Origin of the sequence: Pseudarthrobacter sp. NamB4 (assembly GCF_005796185.1) — a bacterium.
GTDB lineage: Bacteria > Actinomycetota > Actinomycetes > Actinomycetales > Micrococcaceae > Arthrobacter.
The window spans coordinates 1-22216 of the sequence record NZ_VAHM01000004.1 but is presented as its reverse complement, the minus strand read 5'-3'; the positions used below and the strand labels follow the sequence as shown (position 1 = coordinate 22216).

Genomic DNA, 22216 nt, shown 5'->3' with positions numbered 1-22216 from the left:
GATGGGAGACAGGGCCATCCGGGGCTATAGCGAAGACTTCATAATATTTCGCTGCCGCTTGTACAACCCACTGCACATACCGGCCACCGGCGTTATCCGGCTTTGCGCATGGCAACACTGCGGTAATCATGACCATCGCCTTAGAACGGCCAGTCGACTTATTCACGGCCCCCACGCTCATCCGAGCTTTCCGAGTGCCACGAGGTGAGCGAACTCCGCACTCCGGCCCTGGACTTCAGTGAAGCTTCCTTCCGCCTCAATTCGGCCGTTGGACATGAACACGACTTTGTCGGCGTTCTTCACCGTTGAGAGTCTGTGCGCCACCAGAATGATCGTCATCGTACCGCTAAGGGACTCTATGGTGTTTGAGATCTTTCGTTCAGTGACGTTGTCCAGCGCAGCTGTGGCCTCGTCCAGCACCAGTATTGATGGCTGCCGGTACAGGGCACGGGCGATCCCGACGCGCTGGCGTTGCCCCCCGGACAGCCTCACTCCCCGCTCGCCCAGCCTTGTGGACAGGCCCTCAGGCATGTCTTGAACAAGGGGCGCCAGCTGTGCAAGTTCGATTGCGTTCAGGAGCCGGGCTGGGTCAATGTCCCGAGGGTCCTCGCCAAAGGCAATATTGCCTTTAAGGCTGTCATCAAGGAGAAAGACATCCTGTGGCACCACTCCGAGTCCTGAATACCAGCTGGGCAGGTCGTCGAAGATGTTCTCACCCCCTGATCTGACGGTGCCCGAGGTCGGCTCCAGCAGCCCCAAAATGATGTCCAGCAATGTGCTCTTCCCGGCTCCGCTGGACCCTACGAATGCGGTCGTTTGCCCGCGGACTATCGTAGTGCTCACGCCCCGCAGCACGTCAGTGCCCGAGTCCCGGAACCGGTACGTGACCTGGTCCAGTTCAATGTCGCCGGAGAAGCATTTTGACGATGGCCTTGACTCGATGTGGTATCCGTCTTTATCCAGGCGTTCGACTTCCTCAGCAAGGATCCGCATGCCCACTCGCCCTGCACGTATACCGCCGATGGTTGAAACAACCCTGTTCATGGTCGGCAGCAGGCGGACTGCAGCAGCGGCAAAAACACCAAGGACGGCCAGGGCGAATTCCTTGGTGCCGGTGGTGAAAAGAATGAGGGCGATGCTGGCGATGCCGAGGACGAAACCCATCTCAAGGATGTATTTCGGAATCTCAGCCATAAGCGAGGCCAGCCTGTTGGTGTGTGCCCGATCGGCCTTTGCCCGCCCGAAACGGTCGACGAACACCTCAGCAGTGGATGACAGACGTGCTTCACGAAAGCCGTTGAGGCCAGGCATCAAGGCGGTCCAGGCATCGAGGTCCGACTTTGCGATGGCACGCCCGATCTTCAAGTGGCGCTTCTTCAAATTCTTCTGGATAGCCCAACCGAGCAGTCCGAACACGACAATGGCGAAGAGCGTCACCAGCGGGGACACGATCAGGAGGACAACTAGGATTGCGGCCAGCGTGAGGGCGTCGGAGAGGAGGCTCATCAGGCCGAGGAACACTTGGCCGAAAGTCTGTCCTACGGCGGAAGCGAGGTTTCGGTGAATGACCGAAACTTCCCGCTCACGGTGGGCCCAATACGGGGCCAACAAGTACCGGCGCAGGAGCTCAGTTGCCGCTTCCGCTTCAAGCTTGGTGGTGTGGCCCAACAGCCACCAACGGAATGCGACGGTGGCCAGGCTTTTGAGCGCAAAGGCAAGACCGACGGCGACTGCAACTGCCAGAATCAGGGCCTGCTCGTCCTTGGTTCCCAGCAGGTCCGCAACATAGCCTAGTACTCCTTGAGACGGGTCGGCGCCGGTAACAAGCTGCATCAGCGGGAGCGTCGCCGCTACACCCAGCATGTCAAGTCCGGCGATAAAGCAGGAGCCCAAAACTGCCCACACGGTCCAGCCCCGCATCGGCCGGCGAATTAGTCGGCGCACAATTTTCAGGTCAGCGATCAAAGGGTCCCCTGCAATTGGTTTATTCATGGTTTTCTATCAATTTCAGACGAAATTCGGGTAGCTGCTCGGTACCTCAGATTTTCACAAATCCGCAGAGTCGCATCCGCCCAGTGGTTCCAGTTGAGCAAATCGTTGTGCCTCTTGCGGGCGCCGGCCGCTAGTGACAAGCGGAGACGAGGGTTTTGAACAGAGATAAGGGCAGCAATAGCCTCACCGAGCGCGTTTTCCCCGGGGCTGATAAGGATTCCGCTCTCGCCATGAGCGACTATGGAGCAGACGCCGCCTGTATCTGTCGCTATAACCGGCAAGCCAAACGCGTGTGCGTCTGTCAACGTGACGCCGCCGGCGTTGGCGTCCGCAAGTTCTAAAAGAACGTCGTGCTCGGCATACAGTCCGGCCATTTGGTCGGCTGGCACTCGTCCGAGGCTTTTTACCCAATCCGGCAAGAGAGGCGCGTTCCCAACCACCGTGAGCGTAGTCTGCGGAAATTTTAGCCGCACTGCCCCCACTGCTTTGAGGGCCTTATCGCCCCCCTTGCGCCGCCAATCGCTGGCAACGACCAGTACACGCAATCCCACTCCGGCCCGACTGCGTGGGCCCGGAACGGGTTCCACCCTGGGGCCGAAGGGGACAACCTCGCAGTCTGCTGCTGGCAGACCGTAGTCAGAAACCAGGGAGTTCTTCGCCCAGTGCGTCGCGACGGAGAACGCCGTTGACTTCGTCTGGGCGCGTCTTGACATCCGCTTCCCCTGCCAGATGGACATCGGGTGCAGCCGGGTGAACAACGGATAGTAATCCAGCATTGCAGCGAAGGTTGCGTCCGTGACGTGGACCACTGGCTGCTGAATCTTTGCGAAGGCAATTTCCTGCGAGGCTGCCACCGCCAAGACAACGTCCGCTCCTGACCCCCTCACCGTCTCCGTTACGTACTTGCCCACCTTGAGGCTTGTCGCCAATGCGTGCCCCGTGAGGTACTGCTTCGACGAGAATTGGCCCAAGATCTTGGCAGCGCCCCGGTCAAAAATCGATGCCTTTAGATGACCGGTTTCAATTACCTGTGTGCATGCCCTTTCGGACAGTGCCGCGTGCATGTGCATGACAACACCAGACCAGGCCGCCGGGTCATCTACCCTCCACGGAGTCAGGAAGGCGAGTCGTAGTGGGGCCTCGGATACACTGATCACCCTCTCGCCGCAATTGACGCCCACTTCCTCCTCCCTCAAGCCAGCACCTCGGCCACGATTACGTCCCATATGCCGTGGCAGGAGAAACGGTTTATAGCTGCCTGCCGTGCGTTCCTTCCAAGCTCCTTCGGTAAGCGGGGGTTCCCAAACGCTCTCTGGATGACAGCAGCCATCCCGGCAGGATCATTTAAGGGAAGCACCAAGGCAATTCGGTCTTCCTCGATATACCCCCTCATGCTCGCAGCCCCCGCTCCCTGAACCTAACCTGTTGAGGGAAGCACCGGATTGTTCTCGAGGTTTGCCAGACCTCGCTTGGCCCCTTCGTTCCCGGGTAACTACGTTCAATACTGTCGTGACCAAGGAATCCCAGGACTGCTGGCTGCTCGACTTCTCCCGAGGTGGCAGCGTGTGTGAAATCTTCGGGGATTGAACTGGTGCGGTGTTTCATATCTTGCCACCCTGCCCGTCTTGGTAAGGGTCAAATACGTCTTCGTCAAATTCAAGAATCTCGCGCCGGAGACGCTCCCTGAACCGCTCTTCTGAAAAAGTTTCAGCATGATCCCGGATGGCCTTTGCATCCCATTCGGACGGGTCGAAGGACTTCACCGCGTTACGGATGAGTTCCGCGCTGGGGCTTTCGATGAAGTGCCCCGTTACCCCTTCGACAATGGTGTCCAGATAGCCTCCGCCCCGTAAAGCGATCGTGGGTTTACCCCAAGCTCCCGCCTCCAGCGGAGTGATTCCAAAATCCTCATAGGACGGTGCAATGACGGCTCGGCAGAGCGAATAGGCCCACCGCATTTGCGCGTCGGTCAGACGTTCGGCGATTCTTACGTTTGCGGGGCAGGACTCCCTCAGGTCTTCAGCCAAGGGGCCCGCGCCTATAATCAGGAGACGCTCATCCAGGCCACGGAACGCCTCGATCGCCTCGCCCACGTTCTTGTACGGCAGCAGGCGGGAAACGGTGAGGAAGTGGCCGCCGCGGCCGACGAAACTCTCAACTCCGGGAACCGGCGCACGTTCTCCGCTGGTGTCCACACTGTGCGGAGGGTGGAAGACCTCAGCCTCAATTCCATACACATCTTTGAGTCGATGCCGGACCACAGTAGAGTTTGCCACATATCTGTCCGCGCGCCTGGCGGCGCGGCCGTCCCACCAGCGCAGGAATGGCTTCAGGGCTGTGAGCCCCCACCCGACGGGCGAATGCAAGGCCGGCCGGCCCAGGTACTGCTCTGTGAGATACAGCCATCGGGCAGGCGAGTGGCAGTAAACGAAGACCCGCCCGGGCATGTGGAAGCCGTGGGCCCATCCGGTGCTGGATACGATGACGATATCGGCAGGGATCTTGAGCATCGATGAAGCGTGGGGAAGCAGGGCCAGGGCGAGCCTGTGGTCGCGCCGAAAAAGGGGGACCCGGTTGAGTGGAGAAGTCACGATTTTGGCGGACCGGAACTCCTCGTAAGTGTCGTCCGGGTGATAAAGCGTTGTATAGATCGTCGCCTCCGGAAAGGCGCGCAGCATGGCCAGCACCACTCTTTCGGCCCCGCCGCGCTGGGTAAGGTAATCGTGCGCTATCGCGATTTCCGGTCTACTGCGCTTCGGGGTCGGCCACTTCACCCGTGTTAGTCGCCGGTCAATCTCGGTCTTCACTCGTCACCCCTCCAAATGCAAGTTCCGCCGTTAGTCATGAGTCAGAAATGTGTTCGAGCCCGATGAGAATGGACTATTCCCGCCCGCCCCGCTGATTCCACCGTTAGCGCCACCAGCTTTTCCGAGAGCCATCGCGGTAGAACCAGGGCGGCCTTGTCAATAGCCAGCCCACCCGCCCTTATGGTTCCTTCGGTTGCCATTGAACTACTCACGGCCACTAAAGCTGACCAGAGGCTCCTGTCAGGGGGGATGGGCTCCAGCGCTTCACGTCCGTGTTTGGCTACAAATATCTCCCTAGCGGCTCCGGAGTGTAGGGCCCGGACGGCCCGAATACCTGTCGTCGTTGCTGCCACGTGATGCGCTGTGGTCAGTAACGGCTGGATGCTAATGGGAATACCCATCTTTCGGAGGCGGTAGCCGTAGTCCACATCCTCCCAGCCATAAGCACGGTACCGTTCGTCATACCCGCCCAGCCGCTGATGCACTTCCCGCAAGACTGAAACGTTGCCTGCCCAATAGCGCCATTGGTCGTCGCGGTCCGCTGCCAAGGCATCGGACCGGAACTTTTCATCAGCGGCCCGGCCGTAGACACGGGCATACGCAGTTTCGGGAAAAACGTTGCGATACAGCCCGATGATGCCAACGGACTTCCCTTGGTGTTCGACAACGTGGTTCCGGACGTAGTCCGAAGCGGGCTCAAGGTCGTCGTCGCACCGGATCAATACCCGCCCTTGGGCCGCGTCGGCCCCGGCATTCAATGCAGCTGCCCTCCCCCGATTTTCGGGAAAGACCATTGTCCGCAAGGCCATGCCAGGGTGCTCTGCTGCAAGCCGTTCGAGGACGCCGGCGCTGTTATCGATGTCCCCATCGACCACAACAATCACCTCGAAGTCATCGCAGTCCTGGCGCGACAGTGCCGAGAGCAGGACCGGCAGGCGGCGTGCACCGCCGCGGGACGGCACTACGATGGAAGCGCCCACGCCCGGGTTCATGGTGTTCCTCCTGAAAAGGAGGGGCTTGGAGTAACGCCCCATTGTTTTAGTAGTGCTTCAAGACGTGCCCCTCCGGCAGCGGGCGAATAACGGGATAGCCAGCGTTCATAGGCTTTTTCCGCGAAGGTGCATCCGCCATGGTCCGCCGCTCGCGTGATGGCATCGGCCAGTTTGCCTGGGTCCCCTGCCGGAGCCACCCAAGGGTGTTCCGGCCCTGCTACTTCAGGCAGGGCTCCTGCGTCACTGATGACAAACGGGACGCGGGCGGACATCGCCTCGGCCACAACGAGACCAAAGCTTTCCGGCACCAGCGACGGGCACACCATGACATCCACCGAGCTAAAGAATTCGGCCGGCGTCATCCAGCCTGGACGCTCTATGAGGTGCTTTACGGGTATCAAGGCCTGTTCCAACTTTCGCTGTTCTGTCTCCGAGGTAAAGCGCGGCTCTCCCGCGAGCACAAGCCGGTATCGTCCAGGGGTCTGCCCGTCCAGCTGCTGCAGGGCGGCCGCGAGCACACCTACGCCCTTGTCAAGCGACGGCCGGCCAAGAAAGCCCAAGCGCACAGCGTCGTCGTGACGGTGACCAGGGAACGGGCGGATCCCATCCACCCAGTTCTCCAGCACCTGGGATCCCGGAAGGGATGCCGCCATAGACCGGGAGGGCACGAGGGTAGCCAGTGCACGTCTTTTGGCAAGGCCCGCGAGGACGGACTGTGGACCCCGCGGCAGCTGGTGAAGATGGACTACCCGGTGACCCATAAGCGACGTGGCAACGGAGGGTACCAGCCCGTTGCACCACAGCAGCCCATCAGGGTTTTGCAACCGCCAGCGCCGCAGTGCAACCATATACGCGGCCCGGCGTGAGACAGGAAGCGCCACGGTAGGATGCCCGGCAGTGCGGGCCGCATCCACGAGCGTGGACGGGGCTGCGGGTCCCACCACCAGGACAGGGACACCGAGCTCCCGGGCCTGACTGGCAAGGGCCAGAAGCATCATTTCCCCGCCACCGATGTCCCCGTTGTTGGTAGCGATCACCAACCTTGGCGCCTTCATTGGGAGAACCTCCACTTTCGACGGGACGGTGGCATCGGCGCTGTTCGGGTCCTGAAACTTTGGCGAGATGGTGGTTTGGCGAGCTTTTGAGCAGCAACATGATGCATTGCCAGCCCTATGGCCACAGCCGTGGGCAGCGTCAGCAGCACTTCGCCTAGGTTCAACGCACAGACGGCCACCCCTAGAACGGCTGCTTCATACCAGGCATTACGCTTCGCGCGCGGCAGGCGGATCAGGGCGAGGAAAACGAGCGCCAGCAGCGCCGTGATAATCACGAAGCCAACCCATCCCGCCTCCGCCCGGATGGCCAAGTATGAGCTGTGGTAGAAAAATATCAGCCCATCCACGTTGATCCGGGCAGTGCCCGCGCCGTTGCCGATCAACGGGTTCCGGTCTACATCCACGACTTCCAGCGCGAAAATGCGTGCCCTCAGGGCGTCGCTGCCTGCCCTGTCCGCGAAGGCACCGGTAGCGAACGCGTCCTGCGGGATGGTGCTCACCCACCACATCAGCAGACCCACGGAGAACAGCCCCAGCCAAGCCGATCCGTATCGGCCAATGAGGATCCAGACTGCCATGATCGCGGCCGCAAGCATGGTGGTCCGGGATTCGGTCAGATATATCCCGGCAAGCGAAACAGCGATGAGTCCCATCCGCTGCCATCTCTTGGTGAGTGCCGGGATTGCCAAGGCCGCGCAGACGGCAATCAGGAACCCTCCGGCGTTTGGATCGCCAAAAGGCCCCGTCAGGCGTCCGATATAGGAGCTGCGCGGCAGTGTTATGGCACCCCAGACAATGCCGACTGCCAGGCCTATCGCCAGCCCTCGTCCAATCGCCACCCGGTTCAACCGGCCTGAGGCGACAGTCAGAATCACGGCTGCGAACAGGGAGATGTTCAGGATCCTACGGGTATCAAAGTCACCGTTCAGCAGCGACGTTGTGGCAAGCCACACCGGAACGGCCACAACCAGCGGGGCTAGGACAATCGGCAGTTTCGAGCCTTGATGGGGTGCAAAGAGCGCGTACAGCACCGCAAGTCCCATGGCAATCGAGTTGGCGGGCACGGTAAGTCCGGGAAAGCTCACGGCGTCCAGGAACATCGCCGAAAACATCAGCACCACGAACGGTGCAACCGGGGCCCCCTCGGCTGTTTGGGATTCAGCGAGCGCCGATGCCTGCTTAGCGAATACGGACGCCTGCTTCATTTCCGCCCTATCAAGCCATACTTCTGCACGATGGCGGTGGTCATCTCTGCGGTATCCGGCCATCGCGGGTCCAGCCGCGGACGTTGTTCCACGTCTGACACTTGCCGCTTGATAGCTTCGACAATGCCATCCACGTCCCCGGCCTCCACCAGGCACTCCCGCGGCAGTATTTCCGTGTTGCCGCCCACCGGGGTCGCCACCACACCGAGGCCGGCAGTGACGGCGTCCAGCAGCGTGTAGGAGCAGTTTTCCCAGACCGAAAGCTGCACCAGGACGTCGGCCGCGGCCATGGCTTTAGTGGCATCGAGGAATCCCGGGAAAGAGACGGCCTGCTCGATGCCCAGCTGCCTGGCGAGTTCCTGGAGTTCGCCAAGCAGAGGCCCATTGCCTGCCACGGTCAGGGTGGCTCCGGGGAGGTCCGCATGCAGTTTGGCGAAGGCGTTCAGGAGGTCCGGCAGCCGCTTTTCCGGGGAGAGGCGCGAGAGGGACAAGATACGCGGGGCCTGTGGTGCCGGCACGTTCAAAGGAGCAGCAGGTCCTTTTCCGGCTGACCGGTCCACCCCGTTGGGGATGACGGTAATGGGCCTGGCCGGGTTCCACTTCCCCTCCATCGCCCGGCGGGTTGCCTCGGAGACGGCAATAATGCCGTCGGCGCGGCGCAGGCGCAGGGCGTGCATTGCCGCCTTGACGCGGGACTTGGCAACCGACCCGTGGTAGACAAGGTCGTCGGCGGCGATTCCATGCTCGGTGGTGACCAGCCGCGTGCGCCTGTCCCCCGCCAGGGCACACGCGCTGATCACGTCGGCGTAGGAGAGGTGGCTGTGCACGACGGCCGGGCGCAGGGTGCGGACGGTACGCCGAAGGGTCTGCAGCGATGCCCGGAACCCGGCTACCGGCCCAAAGGGCCCGGTGACGACGGCGGTGCCGCCTTCCCTTAACAGGCCGGCCAGCGGACCTTCCGGACAGAGGACCACCAACCGCCAGCCCGGCAGCCCGGCCCCGGCGGCGTCGAGGACATGGCGGGCAACGCCGCCGAGGTCCGCTACCGGCACCACCCACAGCGTGGTGGGCGGCGCCGTCGTCGTTTCCCTCCCGCTCAGTACCATGCCTCGAGCCGTTCCAGAGCGGTCCAGAAGGCGGCACCGTCATTGACGTGTCCCTGCCAGATCTCGGGTATGAAACCCGCTTCGGGGCTTAGCCTGTCCAGCTGCTCGGCCAGCGCGGCGAAGTCCACTTCGCCTTCCCCTACCTGCACGCCCTCCCCGTCCACGCCCGTGGCATCAACCATGTGGAGGTGGATGGTGTGCGGGGCCAGTGCTTCCACTGCTTCGGAGAAGGGAATGCCCAGGAAGTTCGCCGCCAGTTTGGTGTGCGAGACGTCAAGGCACAGTTTGGTGCCGGTCTGCGCCGCGAAGTCGGCGGTGTCATGCGGGTCAAGGAAAAGGTTGTGGAACTGCTGGCCGCCCATAAGCCACGGGTAGGGCGGAAGTGTCTGCGCCGCAATCCGGACGCCGTCCGTGTCCAGCCGCTGCAGCGCCTCCGCAATACGGCCGTACTTCCGCGCCCGCTGCGGGGCGGGAATGTGCCGGTCCTTGGTGAACCCGCCCATGGTGACCACCATGATGGGCTCGTCCTCCTGCTTGAACCAGCGGGTCAGGGAGCGGGTGATGTCAATGGTCCGCTGAACCTCGGCGATGGAACGTTCCCAGTGGGCGCCATCCTCGGAGGCCAGATCCACCAGGAAGTCGCCGGCGAAGAGATCCGGGAGGTGGGTGGTGAAGCCCATGTCCAGCGGTGTTGAGAACACGGAGTCGGGGTCGATTTCCAGGTCCTTGTAGGAAAAATGGAACTCCAGGAAGTCCGGCGTGCAGTCCTTGATCAGGGCCTCGTGGTCGTGGTATCTGACCGGCAGCCCCCACGGCCGGCGGAAGTCGAAGTCCCTGCCCCTGGGCGCGTGGTCCCGCAGGTCGCCCTCATAGAAAAAGTCTCCCTCAGCCACGTCCCTGGGCGCGGTCCTGCCCAGCAGCAGCGGCAGGGCGTTGGGCTGGAGGCCACGGCCGGGGCTCTTGACGTCCACATCGTCACTGCCGATTACCTGCCCCTTGGCGATGGGACGGGCCGCCACAAGGGATTTGGCCAGGTTGATGCGGTTCATCATCTCGCCCGGGGAGACTGTCCGCGGCGACTTCCCGCCAATGGACTCCTCTACTTCCCGGATCCGGGTGACCATCTTGGCGAACTCATCCGGGAGCAGGGAGACAGTGTGGTCATTGCCTTCCATGGTGGTGTCCACCGTGAAGTGCTTCTCGATGATCCGTGCGCCCCGGGCGACGGCGGCAATAGGCACGTGGTAGCCGCGCTCATGGCCCGAGTAACCAACGATGCACTGGCCGATCTCGGCCAGGCGGTCCAGGTAGGCCAGGTTCACGTCCTTGAAGGGCGCGGGATAAGTGGACTGCGTGTGCAGCAGAGCAAACGCGGCGCCTTCGGCCCGCAGCAGCGCCGCACTCTCCCGGATCTCGTCTTCCCGGGACATTCCCGTGCTGGCGATCAGCGGGACACCGCGGCTGGCCACGTCCCGCAGGAGCTCGTGGTTCGTGAGGTCCGCGGAGGCGATCTTGAGCGCCGGCAGCCCGTAATCCACAAGGGACTGCGCACTCGCTATGTCCCATGGCGTACAGAGCACGTCAATGCCTTGATGGTGGCAGTGGTCAAAGACCGTGAACAGGTCATCCGCGTCCAGAGAGAAACGGGACAAAAGATCCAGCGTGTATTGCGTTCCCAGATCCTCCCCCGCCGAACTGCCGCTGGACTGGCGGTACAGCGACTTCATGTCCCGCAGCTGGAACTTCACGGCGTCGGCTCCGGCCTCCTGCGCCAGGTCCACCAGCCGCTTGGCCAGATCCACTGAACCATTGTGGTTGTTGCCTATTTCGGCGATGAGAAAGGCCGGATGGGCGGGCCCAATGTGGTGCCGCCCGATGCGCATCTCATCGCTGCGGTCAACGGCGATGGCACGCAGGTGTCCTCGCGCATCCACCAGCGGAAGATGGCTGACGTTGTGGGGCATCAGCACGGCCAGGTCGGCGGGAGTGGCGGTGTGGCTAGCGGTGCGGACGGCGCGGTTCGCGACAGCGATGCAGTCGACCTCCAGGCCTGCGCTAGGATTTTCGACAATCCAGCGGCGGAAATCGCCGTCGGACAATGAACCCTGAAGGACGCCGTGCTCGTCCACACAAAAAACGATGCGTTCCTGGTTTGCGGTGATTTTCTGGAGCCCGGTAAGTACCGGGTCTTCGGAGAAGACCACGTACGGCAGGGTATTGCGTTCAATAATCATCTGCGGGCTTCCTTTTCTGTTCCCTGCATCTGCCCGGACAGCAGCATCTGCTGCTCCACGGTGGTGAAATCCAGCTCGGTGTCGATGTCCACGCCTTCACCGTCATCCATGACGAAGAGGCCGATGCGTCCGCCGAGGCGGTTGGAGAACTGGCGGTAGATCTCGGTGCGGGTCAGGTACAAGGAACCCGTTTCCCGGTAGCGGTAATCACCCTCGGCAAGGTCCTGGCGGCGGGGCCGGCGGTCGACGGCGTACTGGGCCTGGGGCGGATTGCCCACCGTCCAGAGGAACGGTGTTTGAGGTACGACGCCGACGAGCGAGTCCACGCCGGACGCACGGAATTCCGCGACGGCGCGGTCAAGGGTGCCGGGATAGCGGATGGGCGATGTTGCCTGCAGCAGCATGACGGCGTCCGGTTCCCGGCCCTGCGCGGTGCGGTAGTCGATGGCATGCTGGACCACCGGTTCCGTTGCCGTCTCATCCCGGGCCAGCTCCTCTGGCCGCAGGAACGGGACATCAGCTCCGGCCTGCAACGCTACTTCTGCGATCTCCTGGTCATCGGTGGATACCAGGACATCCAGGCCACAGTCGGCTGCCAGAGCCTGTTCGATCGTCCAGGTCACCAGCGGCTTGCCGGCCAACTGGCGGATGTTTTTGCGGGGTATCCCCTTGGACCCGCCGCGGACCGGAATCACGCACAGGATTGTCATGCTTGGCCTCCAAGCTGGTGTTCGATAACTCGGGCGATTGCCTTGGCCGGCTCCAGCCCCGTGCCGGCAGGCCCCGGCGTCGGCTCAGTCCCCCACGGAGACATGCCGTAGCGTTCCCAGAATTCCTCCAGCCATGCCGGAGGTGACGGATAGGTGACCCAGGCCGGCACTCCCCGGGCTGCCGCTTCCAGCACACCCGTGGAAAACACGGACACCACGGGTGAACTGCGGGTGGCAAGCGCGTCCCTTGAGCGGTCCACTTTGATGCCCCTCCGTTGCCAGAGCCCGTGCTGCAGGCGGGACAACTGGTCAGTTTCAGAGGGGTGTGGCCGGTAGACAGCTCCGGTGGCGGCACAAAATTCCCCTGCCGCCCGGGCCAGGGCGGTCCGGGGCAGTTCGGCACCATGCAATTGCCCCAGGAACAGCGGACGCTCCTCCCGGGCGACGTCCCCGGCCGGCTGTTGTTGCCCGTGCCACAGCAGTTGCGACCCCACCACCGCAGCGGTGACATCGTTCCGACCCGAACGCCAGAAATCCGCGTCCGCCCCGGAAAAGGCAAGCAGATGCGCATGGCCGGCCAGCGGCGGGGCGTGCGGAGTCAGCAGCCCATGCTGGACGACATCGAACGGTACGTCCAGCTGCCTCGACCAGGCATGGGCCAGCGCACCGGCGGGAAGGTAGTGCCCAACCGCCAGGACCACAGAAAGCTGCCGCAGCTGCTCAGGAAGTTCTGCTCCTTGCACGGAGACCTGCGCCCAGGGACCACCCGGCAGTATCTGCCCGAGTCCGGAAAGGCCGGCCGGGGCAAGCACGGCCGCAGGCTTTTCTCTCAGGGCCTTAAGCGGCTCCAAAAGTGACATGCGCTGGGTGGGAGTGTCGGCGTCGAGCGCTACCAAAACAGCGGGCGCGTCTCCCCGGACCGCCACCACAAAGGTGGGGTCCGGCGACGGGCGCATCATTGCCCTGAGCTTCCGCAGTGGATGCCGGTTACGCTGCCAGTTCCGCCATTGATCGAGGTCCTGGGGAATGTTCAGGCCCATCGTTCCTCCAGCACTGCAATGCGGTGGGCGAAGGTGTGCTCCGCCAAGGACCGCCGCCGGCCCGCCGTCCGGATGCGCTCGGCCCAGCCCCTGTCAGTCAGGGCCTTCTGGGAGTGCTCCTGCAGTTCCTCCAACGACGAGAAAACGAGGGTCTCAGTCCCGACGTCATAGAACTCGGCAACATCGGGACGGTCAACAAGCTGAAGACCTGCCATGCCCGGAACCTCAAACGTCCGCATCGCCAGGCCGGACTGCAGCCCATGGATGTTGATCGCTGCCGCTGCCATGGCCTGGATCTGGTAGGCCTCGGATAGGGGTACGTCGCGTTCGGCCGGAATGTCCGGGCGTGCCAGCTCCCAGGTGCGGAGTCGGTCAAAGGGATGATGCGACCATTGGCGGCCGTACGCCCGCACCGGAATGCCGGCCTTGACCAAACCGGAAAGCAGAGCGACACGGTTTGGGTACTTTGAACCCACGAAAACCACCTCGTCCCGGCGCTTGGCCGCAGGCTGCGCCAGGTGGGGATCGAAGGCATTGGGCAGGAACGCAGCGTTAACGCCCTGGGAATGCAGCAGCGCCGCCTCCTCACGGCTGTAACTGACAACGGACCCCATCCGGCGCAGGAAGTCCATGCTGAAGCGGTGGCGGGACAGGTCATCGTAGAGCCACAGAATCCGGGGCACTGCAAGAGAGTCGACCTCGGACCAAAACGATGGGCCAAGGATGTCACCTTTGATAACCACCAAACGGTCCGGACGGACTTCGCGGAGGACCCGCAGCGCCCGGGTTGTAAGCCAGCGCTCGGCTGACACGCTGCCGTCCATGCCGATCTTGCCCGGGAGTTCGTGCACCAGCTTGTTGCCGAGCTTCGCCCGCACGCCGTCAAAAGCGTCATAGCGGTGGATGACCACGTTGTAGCCGGCATCGCTGAAGGCCCGTCCGATGGACTCGTGGTAGCCGTGAAAAGAAGGGCTGACCAGCAGGAGTTTCGGATTCCGGCTCATAGCAGGGCCTCGTCCACGTTCGGCCGTTTCGGCTGGCGGCCGCGGAGAAGCTCAAGCTCGGTCCGGGCAACTTCCAAGGGTTTTACGGGGGTACCGGCGAGGCGCCGCATCATGTTGACGGCAAGGTTCACCATCGTGGCTGCAGCCAGCGATGCCTGCAGCGTGCGGGGGCTGCCCCACTTTTCCGCGTAGAGCTTGCGCGAGTCTACCAGCCACTGCCGGCGCCGGGTCGAATCTGAAGAACCGCCGCCTTCATGCGTCACGCTGACCGTGCCCAGGAAGACGGACGGCACACCGCGCTCGCGCAGGCGGCGCTGCAGGTCCACTTCCTCAGAGTTCATGAAGAAACCCTCGTCAAAGCCGCCTACGGCTCGGAACTCGCTGGTGGGCACCAGCATGGCCGCGCCCATGACCCAGTTGACAGGAACCACGGCGCCATCCCTGCAGCGGGTATCGTGCCCCACCATGTCGTGGAGCAGCCGCAAATGGCGCCAGCGTGCCAGCGGCGTCAGCCACTCAGTCACCTGATGGCGCACCGTCGGGAAGTGCCTCCCTACCCATTGAGGGGCACCGTTGTGGCCAAGCACTTGGGGACTTGCTACGGCGGGCTGCCAGGGAGCAGCCGCGCTCAGAAGATCCGAGATAAAGGTGGGGCCGATCTCGAGGTCACTGTTGAGGATCAGCAGCAGCGGATGCTCAGCTGCGGCGGCGCCGGAGTTAACGGCCGAACCGAATCCCCCGTTCACTGTCCGGCGGACGACAGTCACGCCGTCAGTATCTGGAAACGGCGCCGGCGAGCAATCGTCGACGACAACCAGTTGCATAATGCCTGGGTCCTTCTGGCCCTTCAGGGACTCAACAAGCGCGACGGCGGGACCCGGGTCTCCGTAGTGGGGAACAATGACGGTGACAGGCGACAGCGGCTCTTCACGCATTACCCGCGCCCCCGCCCGCAGCCCGTAAAGAAGTGATCACTTATCTCCCCCTGTTGTTTGCCAAGTGTTGCCTGCGCCACCATGCCGGTGAGACGGTCCGGCGGGCACTTTGATATGGCTCAAACAACACCATGCACTCTCCAACATACTACGAAGAAAATTTTCATGACTAGGTCACTTGATATTGTTGGTCGTAGTGAAATATGCCACGTCGACGCTGACAATAAACGTTCGACGTGAAGCGGACCATGTATAGAATCAAAGAACTTGCCCGCCAACGGGAGGTCTCTTTCAAGGTCAGAAAGGTTTCACCTGTGGAGCTCAGCACCTATCTGCGAATCCTGCGCCGGAATTGGATTATGGTGGTGGCCTTCACGGTTCTCGGCCTGATCGGCGCAACGGTTTTTACGCTCAGCATCAAACCCACCTATACGGCACAGACCAAACTTTTTTTGGCCACACAAAGCTCCGGAACAGTGGGTGACCTGCAGCAGGGAAACGCTTTTATCCAGGCACGAGTCCAGTCCTACGTGGAGGCAGCCATGACCCCGGCTGTCCTGGAACCGGCGGCTGAAAGCCTTGGACAGCCAGTGGGTGAACTGGTAGGCAAGGTTACCGCCAGCGCGGGGCCGAACACAGTGATCATTTCGATAGTGGCCACTGACAGCTCTGCCGTACAGGCTGCGGCGATCGCGCAAGCGGTAGGTGAAAGCCTCATCGAAGTCATCGATGAACTCGAAAAACCCACCAACGGCACGGGCTCTTCCCCCGTGCGGCTCTCGGTCGTCACCCCGGCGTCGCCGCCCGACGCACCGTCCGCCCCCAACAACCGTCTCAACATTGCCCTCGGCGGCGCCATCGGACTGGTCCTTGGCGTGGGCCTGGCACTTCTGCGGCACCGCCTGGATACAAAAGTGCGCGGCGAGGGCGACCTACAACGAATAACCGATGCTCCCATACTGGGAGGGATAGCGTTCGACGGAGACGCCGCCAAGAAGCCCCTCCTCACCCAAGCGCCACCCCAGGGAACCCGGGCGGAATCATTCCGCCAGCTAAGGACCAATCTGCAGTTCGCCCACGTCAGCCACGGTTCCAAGGCTGTCCTGGTGACGTCGTCGCTTCCCGGTGAAGGGAAAAGTACTACGGCTACTAACTTGGCTATCGCCTTGGCCCAGGCCGGACAATCCGTGGTGCTGGTGGACGCGGACTTGAGACGGTCCAGGGTCGGCGACTACCTGGGGCTCGAAAAAAACGCCGGCCTGACGACGGCACTCCTTGGAGAGGCCGACCTGAATGACCTGCTGCAGCACTGGGGCCAGGACGAACTGTATGTGCTGACGGCTGGACCAACGCCCCACAATCCCAGCGAACTGTTGGGGACGGAAGCCATGAAACAGCTGATCCTGCGGCTTGAGCAGGATTTCGATGCGGTAATCATTAACGCGCCTCCGCTGCTGCCAGTCACCGACGCAGCAGTGCTGGCGCAGCATGTGGGCGGTGTTGTGCTGATGGTCGGGTCATCACGTGTGAAGCTCCCGGATGTCGAGAAGTCACTGAATTCCTTGGACATGGTCAACGCAGACGTGCTGGGCGTCGTACTGAATTTCCTGCCGGTTAAAGGCCCCGACGCATATGCCTACAGCTACTACAGTTATGAAGCGACTCCGCCGCCTAGGTCCAAAAGAGGAAATAAGAATGCCAGTGCCGGGAAAAAACAGCAGGCGCCTGTCCCTGATCCTGTTCAACCGGCCCACCATCATGCGGCCAAGTAACGGCTAAGAACCGGCTCACCATTTCCTACCGAAAGGTACTCACGGCCATGCGTGAAGACCCCAGCTGGCGTTCGCGTTATGCCCGGCGGCTGGCCGTTACGGATGCCGGTGCGGTGTTATGGGCCACTCTGGGCGCGCTCGTCTTTCGATTCGGCAGCCCTGACAGCGGCAGCATTATCAGCAAAGAGGGAATGCCCTATATTTCGATCTCCCTGGTGCTGGCCTGCAGCTGGTGGCTGATGCTTTCGGCATGGGGCACCAGGGATTCACGCATTCTGGGACATGGAACCGAAGAATATAAAAGGGTTGTCAGTTCCTCGCTGTGGCTCTTTGGCATCATCGCAATTGTCTCCTACACCTTCCAATTCAACACTGCAAGGGGCTACGTGGGAATTGCCTTGCCCGCGGGCCTTGCCACCCTGTTGCTCTCCCGGTACCTGATCCGTCAACTGCTGCAGCTGGAACGCCACGCCGGAAAGAGCATGTCCAAGGTACTCATCATCGGCGGGCCAAGCAGCGCCGAACATCTTGCCCGTTCCCTGGCCCTGCAGCCGATGGCGGGGTACGTCCCTGCCGCCACTTACCTGCCAGGTAGTCCTGCCGGAACAACTGTCGCCGAGGATCTGAACCTTCCCACACTAGGCCATGAGACGGACCCTGAACGCATCGCCAGCACCATCAAGAATTTCAAGCCCGACGCCGTGGCCCTCTCCAGCGGCGTGAACCTGCAGCCCAGGGCTATCCGTGCCCTGGGCTGGGCACTGGCGGACATGGACGTCCGGATGATCATGGCCCCCGCCCTGACGGACGTTGCCGGTCCACGGATCCATACGCAGCCTGTCGCAGGGCTGCCCCTTATCCATGTTTCCACCCCCAACCTGGCCCCCGCGCAGAGGTTCGTGAAACGCGCTTTCGATGTTGCGGGTGCGGGAGTGTTGATCCTGGTCTTATCGCCTTTGCTCCTGGTACTTGCCCTCATAGTCCGCCTTGACAGTCCCGGACCCATTTTCTTCCGGCAGGAACGGGTGGGAACCCAAGGTTCGAGATTCCAAATGCTCAAGTTCCGTTCCATGGTGGTGGACGCGGAGAAGAAACTGCGGGAGCTCCAACTCATGAACGAAGGCAGTGGTGTTCTTTTCAAGATCAAGGATGATCCCCGGATTACCAGGGTGGGCCGGTTCATCCGCCGCTACAGCCTGGACGAACTCCCCCAGCTCTTCAACGTCCTGTTCGGGTCCATGAGCTTGGTTGGGCCACGCCCGCCACTGCCGGCCGAGGTGGAACAGTACGAGAACCATGTGCACCGGCGCCTGCTGGTGCGTCCCGGACTCACGGGACTGTGGCAGGTGAGTGGGCGGTCCCTGCTGTCATGGGAGGACACTGTAAGGCTGGACTTGTACTACGTAGAAAACTGGTCAGTTTCGGGTGATATCTCCATCCTCCTGCGGACCTTCCGCGCCGTCGTGAGCCGCCATGGAGCGTTCTAGACACGACGCCACGCAAAACCCCGAGAGGCCTGTTACGTGACAGAAAACGAAACCGACGGGGCAGTGCGCTCCCCGGCCCCACTGGTAAAGGTCCGCCGCAAGAGCCGGAGCAAGGCACGGCGGAGGTTGCGCAGCCGGCTGCTCCGGCTGGCACTCGGCACCGGCATCTTCATACTGGCAGCTGGGGCCTGCGCGGCCTGGCTCGCCCACCGCGCGGACCAGATCAAAACCCATCTCGAAGCAACCACGGTCCTGCTCCCCGCCGTCCAGCAGAAACTGTTGGACGGCGACGTGCAAGGCGGACAGGCCGTCCTTGGGGAGTTGCAGGACCATGCAACGGCAGCACGGGAGGCCGGGACCGATCCACTGTGGAGGGCTGCGTCCGGAATCCCGTGGCTCGGCGCAAATTTCTCGGCGGTCACTGCTGTGTCCCTGTCAGCGGACGACGTCGTCCAGGGAGCGGTAACCCCGCTCGTCAGCACATTCGATTCGGCCTCATGGGAGGATCTGGCACCGGAGGCAGGCAAAATCGACGCCGCAGCCCTGCGTGCAGCGTCCCCCGCTCTGGGGACGGCCGCCAGGACGGTCCAGCTCTCGTATGACCGGCTGGCGGCCATCGATAAATCCTCTCTCCTGCCCCAAATCGCGGGTCCCCTTGCCGAAGCATCGGCGACGCTTGACGAAGCTCGCGGCACACTCAATGCCGCAGCTGCGACGGGGAAAGTGCTGCCGCCGATGCTGGGAATGGATGGGCCACGGAATTATCTGGTCCTCGTGCAAAACAGCGCCGAGCTGCGGGCTACCGGGGGCATTCCCGGAGCGGTGGCCATCATCAACACGGACAACGGAGCCATAAAGTTGACCGACCAAGCCAGCGCCGGCGATGTCGGGACTTTTGACCCGCCCTTGGAGGTGCCTGAGGACCAGGAACGGATTTTCACCAAGCGGCTGGGGACCCAGTTGCAAAACGTCAATCTCACCCCGGATTTTCCGACCGCCGCAATGACCGCCGGCAGCATGTGGGAGAAAAGCCACCCGGGCACCAAGATTGATGGCGTCATCGCTCTGGACCCGGTGGTGCTGGCAAATCTGCTCCGTGCTACCGGCCCGGTTGCGCTGAAAGATCCTGCGCTGGTGGCCCTGATGCAGCCCACGGGCCTTCCAACCGTGCTGTCGGCAGATAACGTGGTCAAAACTCTGCTGTCCGATTCCTATGCAGCGTTGCCGGACCCGGGCCTGCAGGACGATTACTTCGCCGGCGTCGCCAGTGAGGTGTTCACGGCGCTGGCCGCTGGGCAGGGTGATGCCAAAAAGCTGATTGAAGAACTGATCCGGAGTTCGGAGCAGGGACGTCTTTATGTCTGGTCTGCCAAACCTGAGGAACAACGGGTGGTCAGCCCAACGGCCGTGGCCGGAACGGTGGCCGGATCGGAAAAGGCGCGCACCTCGTTTGGCCTGTATTTCAACGACGGCACCGGCGCGAAAATGGACTATTACGTGCGGCTGACCGCTCAGCTGGTTCAGACGTGCACACCCGACGGCGGTTCGGCCGTCACGCTCCGCGTCACCATGTCTAACACCGCACCCGTCGACGCCGCTGCCTCGCTGCCAAAGTACGTCACCGGCCAGGGCATATTCGGGGTGAAACCTGGATGGGTGCGGACCAACGTCATTGCCTACGGTCCGGGCAGGTCCCTTCTGGAAAAAGCCAGAGTTGCCGGCGACCCTGCCCAACTTTCCTCGTTCCAGCAGGACCAGAGGCCTGTTGCCGTTCTGACTACGGAAATCGGGCCGGGCGAGTCCGCAGCCGTAGAGATTGATTTCTCACAGATAGCTCAGGAGGCCGACCTCAAACTTGATGTCACCCCGACACTGCAGTCCACTGAGGATGTGGTCCAGTCGCCGGTGAGGGCGAACACATGCCGGGCTCACTAGGCCGCCTGTTTCCCCGGCTGAATATTGTGGTTAGCCTGACGGAATTCTGCGCTGTTCTTGAGGTTCGCAGGGGTTGGCCCTGTTAGAGTTGTTACTAGTTCCAATGAAGCCTTCGCCCGTTATCTGCGTGCGAAGGCTTTTTGTGGGTCAGGCTCAGGAAGTCCACCTGCCGCTCCGGAAGCCACATTCAGAATTCAATACACAGATGATTTTGGGGAATCAGACATGAAGAAGACCGTTTCCGCCCTTGCCCTTGCTGGCTCACTCGCATTCCTCGGCGCGGCAGGGGCACAGGCCAACCACGATACGGACTACCCATCGGAACCGGTCACCGGAACGGTAAGCGACGGTACCGTGGGTGCAGATGAAGCCTTCATCTTCAGCGGAAACGGCTTCCTGGCAGGCGAACCCATCGAGATGGAAGTTTCCCTGGACGGCGCCGAGCCTGCGGCCGCCGGAACCGCTGCAGGCCCTTCCGCTGCTTCTCCTGTAGGCCTGATCGTTCCGATGCGACTGGTCGCCAGCGCGACCACCACAGCGGACGCTGCCGGTAACTTCTCTTATCCTTTCAGCTTTGATCAGGATGGCCTTTACACGCTGGAGGCCACCGGACTACAGTCCGGCCATGTAGTCACGGCCCAGGTTGTGGTTCAGTCCGCAGCCGTTGGTGTCATCGAGGCGGAGGGCCCCTCCGCACGTGGAAGGGCTGATGGCTTCCTTCCCACTACTGGCCTCAGCGTCGGCATGCTTGTCTGGGGAGCCGCCGGGATCGGAGCTCTCGTTGTCGGAGCCGGCACCGTGGTTGTAGCCCGGCGCCGCGCCAGAGTCCCGGCCTAGTTCCTCCGCGTGCTCTGCTCAAAGACTCCAGTGTGTTGCATGCAGTCAGTGCAAAAGAGGGTGGTTGCCAATTCACCGCAGCACTGACAACGGTGTTCGCGCGCCTGCAGCTCAACTGTGTAAATCGTCATACAGCCATGCTCCGTCCGCGCAGGCTCAACGGTAAGAGTGGCGAGTACTCACATTCCAATAAGGCGACTACTTGGACACGTTTTGCCTACTCGTCTTCCTTCACGGGCCCGCTCCTGTGGAAAGGTTTCGTCGTACGTTTGCACGCAGGCTTCCATGCAAGGAGATCCCTGCGTGTTCATGACAGGACCAACGCTGGCAGATCTCTATATTTGAATAGGCGCACTGTAGACGGTACGGAAGGCTCAAGCACCGGGGGACGGTATGTGGTATCTAACAGTGGTATGGAGACATACTGGCGAAAAACAGCACGGCAGTCAGCGCTCCCCGCGCCGCTCTTATACCCACGAAGTGTTTCACTGCAACCTGATGGGACTTTTCACCGCTGCTGTGTATGCCCTAGGCGGCCCAGCTTTGGCCCTTCCATGGATCTCGTGAGGGACGTTTGAGGAGCCTTCGGGACCGCCGGCTCTGGCAGCTCATTCTCGTAGCAATGATGGTCCCGTTACTTTTCGTCGCCTTCTGGCCCCTCCCAATCGATCAACCCGTCCAGGGGATGCTGGCTGATGTTCTCGAATTCCTCCACTGGCTCGGAGTTCCCCAGTGGTTCAACTACAAATTTGTTGAAGCATCTGCCAATGTAGCGCTATTTGTCCCCCTGGGTTTCGCTGGCGCCCTCGCTTTTCCTCAAAATCGGTGGTGGCAAGTCGCCTTGTTTGGGCTTCTTATTTCGGCTTGCATAGAACTGGGTCAGCTAACGTTCCTTCATAATCGCTTTGCAAGCATTTTGGATGTTGTGACAAACCTGTCAGGGGCGGTTGTCGGCGCCCTTCTGGCCACTCTAGCGGCTAACAGACTCGCGGTCCGCTACCTTCCGCAGCGGACCCCGAAACCATACCGTTCCACCTAATTGACGAAGCCCTTCGTCCAGGTCTTTAGATCCCCGCCGAATTCAGGGACTGGGGGTGCGGCTTAT

The 22216-nt window shown here is 61.9% G+C and carries 17 protein-coding genes; 5 read left to right on the top strand and 12 right to left on the bottom strand.

Translation table 11 applies throughout. From position 1 onward, the window contains the following. Positions 1 to 177 precede the first annotated feature (177 nt). The 12 genes from FDW81_RS04550 to FDW81_RS04495 form a co-directional block, all read right to left on the bottom strand. The gene (locus tag FDW81_RS04550; protein ID WP_138132988.1) at positions 178 to 1992 is read right to left on the bottom strand and encodes an ABC transporter ATP-binding protein; all 1815 of its coding nucleotides are present in this window, start codon (positions 1990 to 1992) and stop codon (positions 178 to 180) included. Continuing rightward, a complete protein-coding gene (locus FDW81_RS04545) occupies positions 1989 to 3188 on the bottom strand; it encodes a glycosyltransferase family 4 protein (protein ID WP_171027105.1) in 1200 nt (399 codons plus the stop codon). The genes FDW81_RS04550 and FDW81_RS04545 overlap by 4 nt, the downstream gene beginning before the upstream one ends. 405 nt (positions 3189 to 3593) lie before the next feature. Next, positions 3594 to 4799 (bottom strand): glycosyltransferase, encoded by a 1206-nt coding sequence (locus tag FDW81_RS04540; RefSeq protein WP_240719937.1) that lies wholly within the window; start codon positions 4797 to 4799, stop codon positions 3594 to 3596. 41 nt (positions 4800 to 4840) lie between these two features. Continuing rightward, positions 4841 to 5791 carry a glycosyltransferase family 2 protein gene (locus FDW81_RS04535; RefSeq protein ID WP_138132986.1) on the bottom strand — a complete coding sequence of 317 codons (951 nt, stop codon included), beginning with the start codon at positions 5789 to 5791 and terminating at the stop codon, positions 4841 to 4843. After that, positions 5788 to 6828, bottom strand: coding sequence for a glycosyltransferase family 4 protein (locus tag FDW81_RS04530; RefSeq protein ID WP_171027104.1), 1041 nt, complete (start codon positions 6826 to 6828; stop codon positions 5788 to 5790). Before FDW81_RS04530 ends, FDW81_RS04535 begins: the two co-directional genes overlap by 4 nt. A gap of 14 nt (positions 6829 to 6842) precedes the next feature. Continuing rightward, complete coding sequence (locus FDW81_RS04525) at positions 6843 to 8051, bottom strand: O-antigen ligase family protein (protein ID WP_138132984.1); 1209 nt, start codon at positions 8049 to 8051, stop codon at positions 6843 to 6845. After that, complete coding sequence (locus FDW81_RS04520; protein WP_138132983.1) at positions 8048 to 9157, bottom strand: glycosyltransferase family 4 protein; 1110 nt, start codon at positions 9155 to 9157, stop codon at positions 8048 to 8050. Before FDW81_RS04520 ends, FDW81_RS04525 begins: the two co-directional genes overlap by 4 nt. Beyond that, positions 9148 to 11391: an N-acetylneuraminate synthase family protein gene (locus FDW81_RS04515; protein ID WP_138132982.1), complete on the bottom strand. Its 2244-nt coding sequence runs from the start codon at positions 11389 to 11391 to the stop codon at positions 9148 to 9150. Before FDW81_RS04515 ends, FDW81_RS04520 begins: the two co-directional genes overlap by 10 nt. After that, positions 11388 to 12101: a cytidylyltransferase domain-containing protein gene (locus FDW81_RS04510; RefSeq protein WP_138132981.1), complete on the bottom strand. Its 714-nt coding sequence runs from the start codon at positions 12099 to 12101 to the stop codon at positions 11388 to 11390. Before FDW81_RS04510 ends, FDW81_RS04515 begins: the two co-directional genes overlap by 4 nt. After that, the gene (locus FDW81_RS04505) at positions 12098 to 13141 is read right to left on the bottom strand and encodes an RNA-binding protein (protein ID WP_138132980.1); all 1044 of its coding nucleotides are present in this window, start codon (positions 13139 to 13141) and stop codon (positions 12098 to 12100) included. Before FDW81_RS04505 ends, FDW81_RS04510 begins: the two co-directional genes overlap by 4 nt. After that, positions 13132 to 14145: a glycosyltransferase gene (locus FDW81_RS04500; RefSeq protein WP_138132979.1), complete on the bottom strand. Its 1014-nt coding sequence runs from the start codon at positions 14143 to 14145 to the stop codon at positions 13132 to 13134. Before FDW81_RS04500 ends, FDW81_RS04505 begins: the two co-directional genes overlap by 10 nt. Beyond that, positions 14142 to 15080 carry a glycosyltransferase family 2 protein gene (locus FDW81_RS04495; protein ID WP_138132978.1) on the bottom strand — a complete coding sequence of 313 codons (939 nt, stop codon included), beginning with the start codon at positions 15078 to 15080 and terminating at the stop codon, positions 14142 to 14144. The genes FDW81_RS04500 and FDW81_RS04495 overlap by 4 nt, the downstream gene beginning before the upstream one ends. Before the next feature lie 314 nt (positions 15081 to 15394). Between FDW81_RS04495 and FDW81_RS04490 the strand changes: the two genes are divergently transcribed. The 5 genes from FDW81_RS04490 to FDW81_RS04470 all read left to right on the top strand — a co-directional run bounded on the left by FDW81_RS04490 (position 15395) and on the right by FDW81_RS04470 (position 22150). Next, positions 15395 to 16852, top strand: coding sequence for a polysaccharide biosynthesis tyrosine autokinase (locus tag FDW81_RS04490; protein ID WP_171027103.1), 1458 nt, complete (start codon positions 15395 to 15397; stop codon positions 16850 to 16852). A 47-nt stretch (positions 16853 to 16899) separates the two neighbouring features. Next, complete coding sequence (locus FDW81_RS04485) at positions 16900 to 18339, top strand: sugar transferase (RefSeq protein ID WP_138132976.1); 1440 nt, start codon at positions 16900 to 16902, stop codon at positions 18337 to 18339. Between the two features lie 36 nt (positions 18340 to 18375). Further along, positions 18376 to 20274 (top strand): DUF4012 domain-containing protein, encoded by a 1899-nt coding sequence (locus FDW81_RS18340; protein WP_240719935.1) that lies wholly within the window; start codon positions 18376 to 18378, stop codon positions 20272 to 20274. A 225-nt stretch (positions 20275 to 20499) separates the two neighbouring features. Next, positions 20500 to 21111, top strand: a complete 612-nt coding sequence (locus FDW81_RS04475; RefSeq protein ID WP_138132975.1) for a peptidase — start codon at positions 20500 to 20502, stop codon at positions 21109 to 21111. 622 nt (positions 21112 to 21733) lie between these two features. Beyond that, the gene (locus tag FDW81_RS04470; RefSeq protein ID WP_370278734.1) at positions 21734 to 22150 is read left to right on the top strand and encodes a VanZ family protein; all 417 of its coding nucleotides are present in this window, start codon (positions 21734 to 21736) and stop codon (positions 22148 to 22150) included. Positions 22151 to 22216 lie beyond the last annotated feature (66 nt).

Coding starts and splice junctions, on each gene's coding strand:
- FDW81_RS04550 (WP_138132988.1), bottom strand. CDS start 1,992: ATGAATAAACCAATTGCAGGGGACCCTTTGATCGCTGACCTGAAAATT.
- FDW81_RS04535 (WP_138132986.1), bottom strand. CDS start 5,791: ATGAACCCGGGCGTGGGCGCTTCCATCGTAGTGCCGTCCCGCGGCGGT.
- FDW81_RS04525 (WP_138132984.1), bottom strand. CDS start 8,051: ATGAAGCAGGCGTCCGTATTCGCTAAGCAGGCATCGGCGCTCGCTGAA.
- FDW81_RS04520 (WP_138132983.1), bottom strand. CDS start 9,157: ATGGTACTGAGCGGGAGGGAAACGACGACGGCGCCGCCCACCACGCTG.
- FDW81_RS04515 (WP_138132982.1), bottom strand. CDS start 11,391: ATGATTATTGAACGCAATACCCTGCCGTACGTGGTCTTCTCCGAAGAC.
- FDW81_RS04510 (WP_138132981.1), bottom strand. CDS start 12,101: ATGACAATCCTGTGCGTGATTCCGGTCCGCGGCGGGTCCAAGGGGATA.
- FDW81_RS04505 (WP_138132980.1), bottom strand. CDS start 13,141: ATGGGCCTGAACATTCCCCAGGACCTCGATCAATGGCGGAACTGGCAG.
- FDW81_RS04500 (WP_138132979.1), bottom strand. CDS start 14,145: ATGAGCCGGAATCCGAAACTCCTGCTGGTCAGCCCTTCTTTTCACGGC.
- FDW81_RS04495 (WP_138132978.1), bottom strand. CDS start 15,080: ATGCGTGAAGAGCCGCTGTCGCCTGTCACCGTCATTGTTCCCCACTAC.
- FDW81_RS04485 (WP_138132976.1), top strand. CDS start 16,900: ATGCGTGAAGACCCCAGCTGGCGTTCGCGTTATGCCCGGCGGCTGGCC.
- FDW81_RS04475 (WP_138132975.1), top strand. CDS start 20,500: ATGAAGAAGACCGTTTCCGCCCTTGCCCTTGCTGGCTCACTCGCATTC.
- FDW81_RS04470 (WP_370278734.1), top strand. CDS start 21,734: ATGATGGTCCCGTTACTTTTCGTCGCCTTCTGGCCCCTCCCAATCGAT.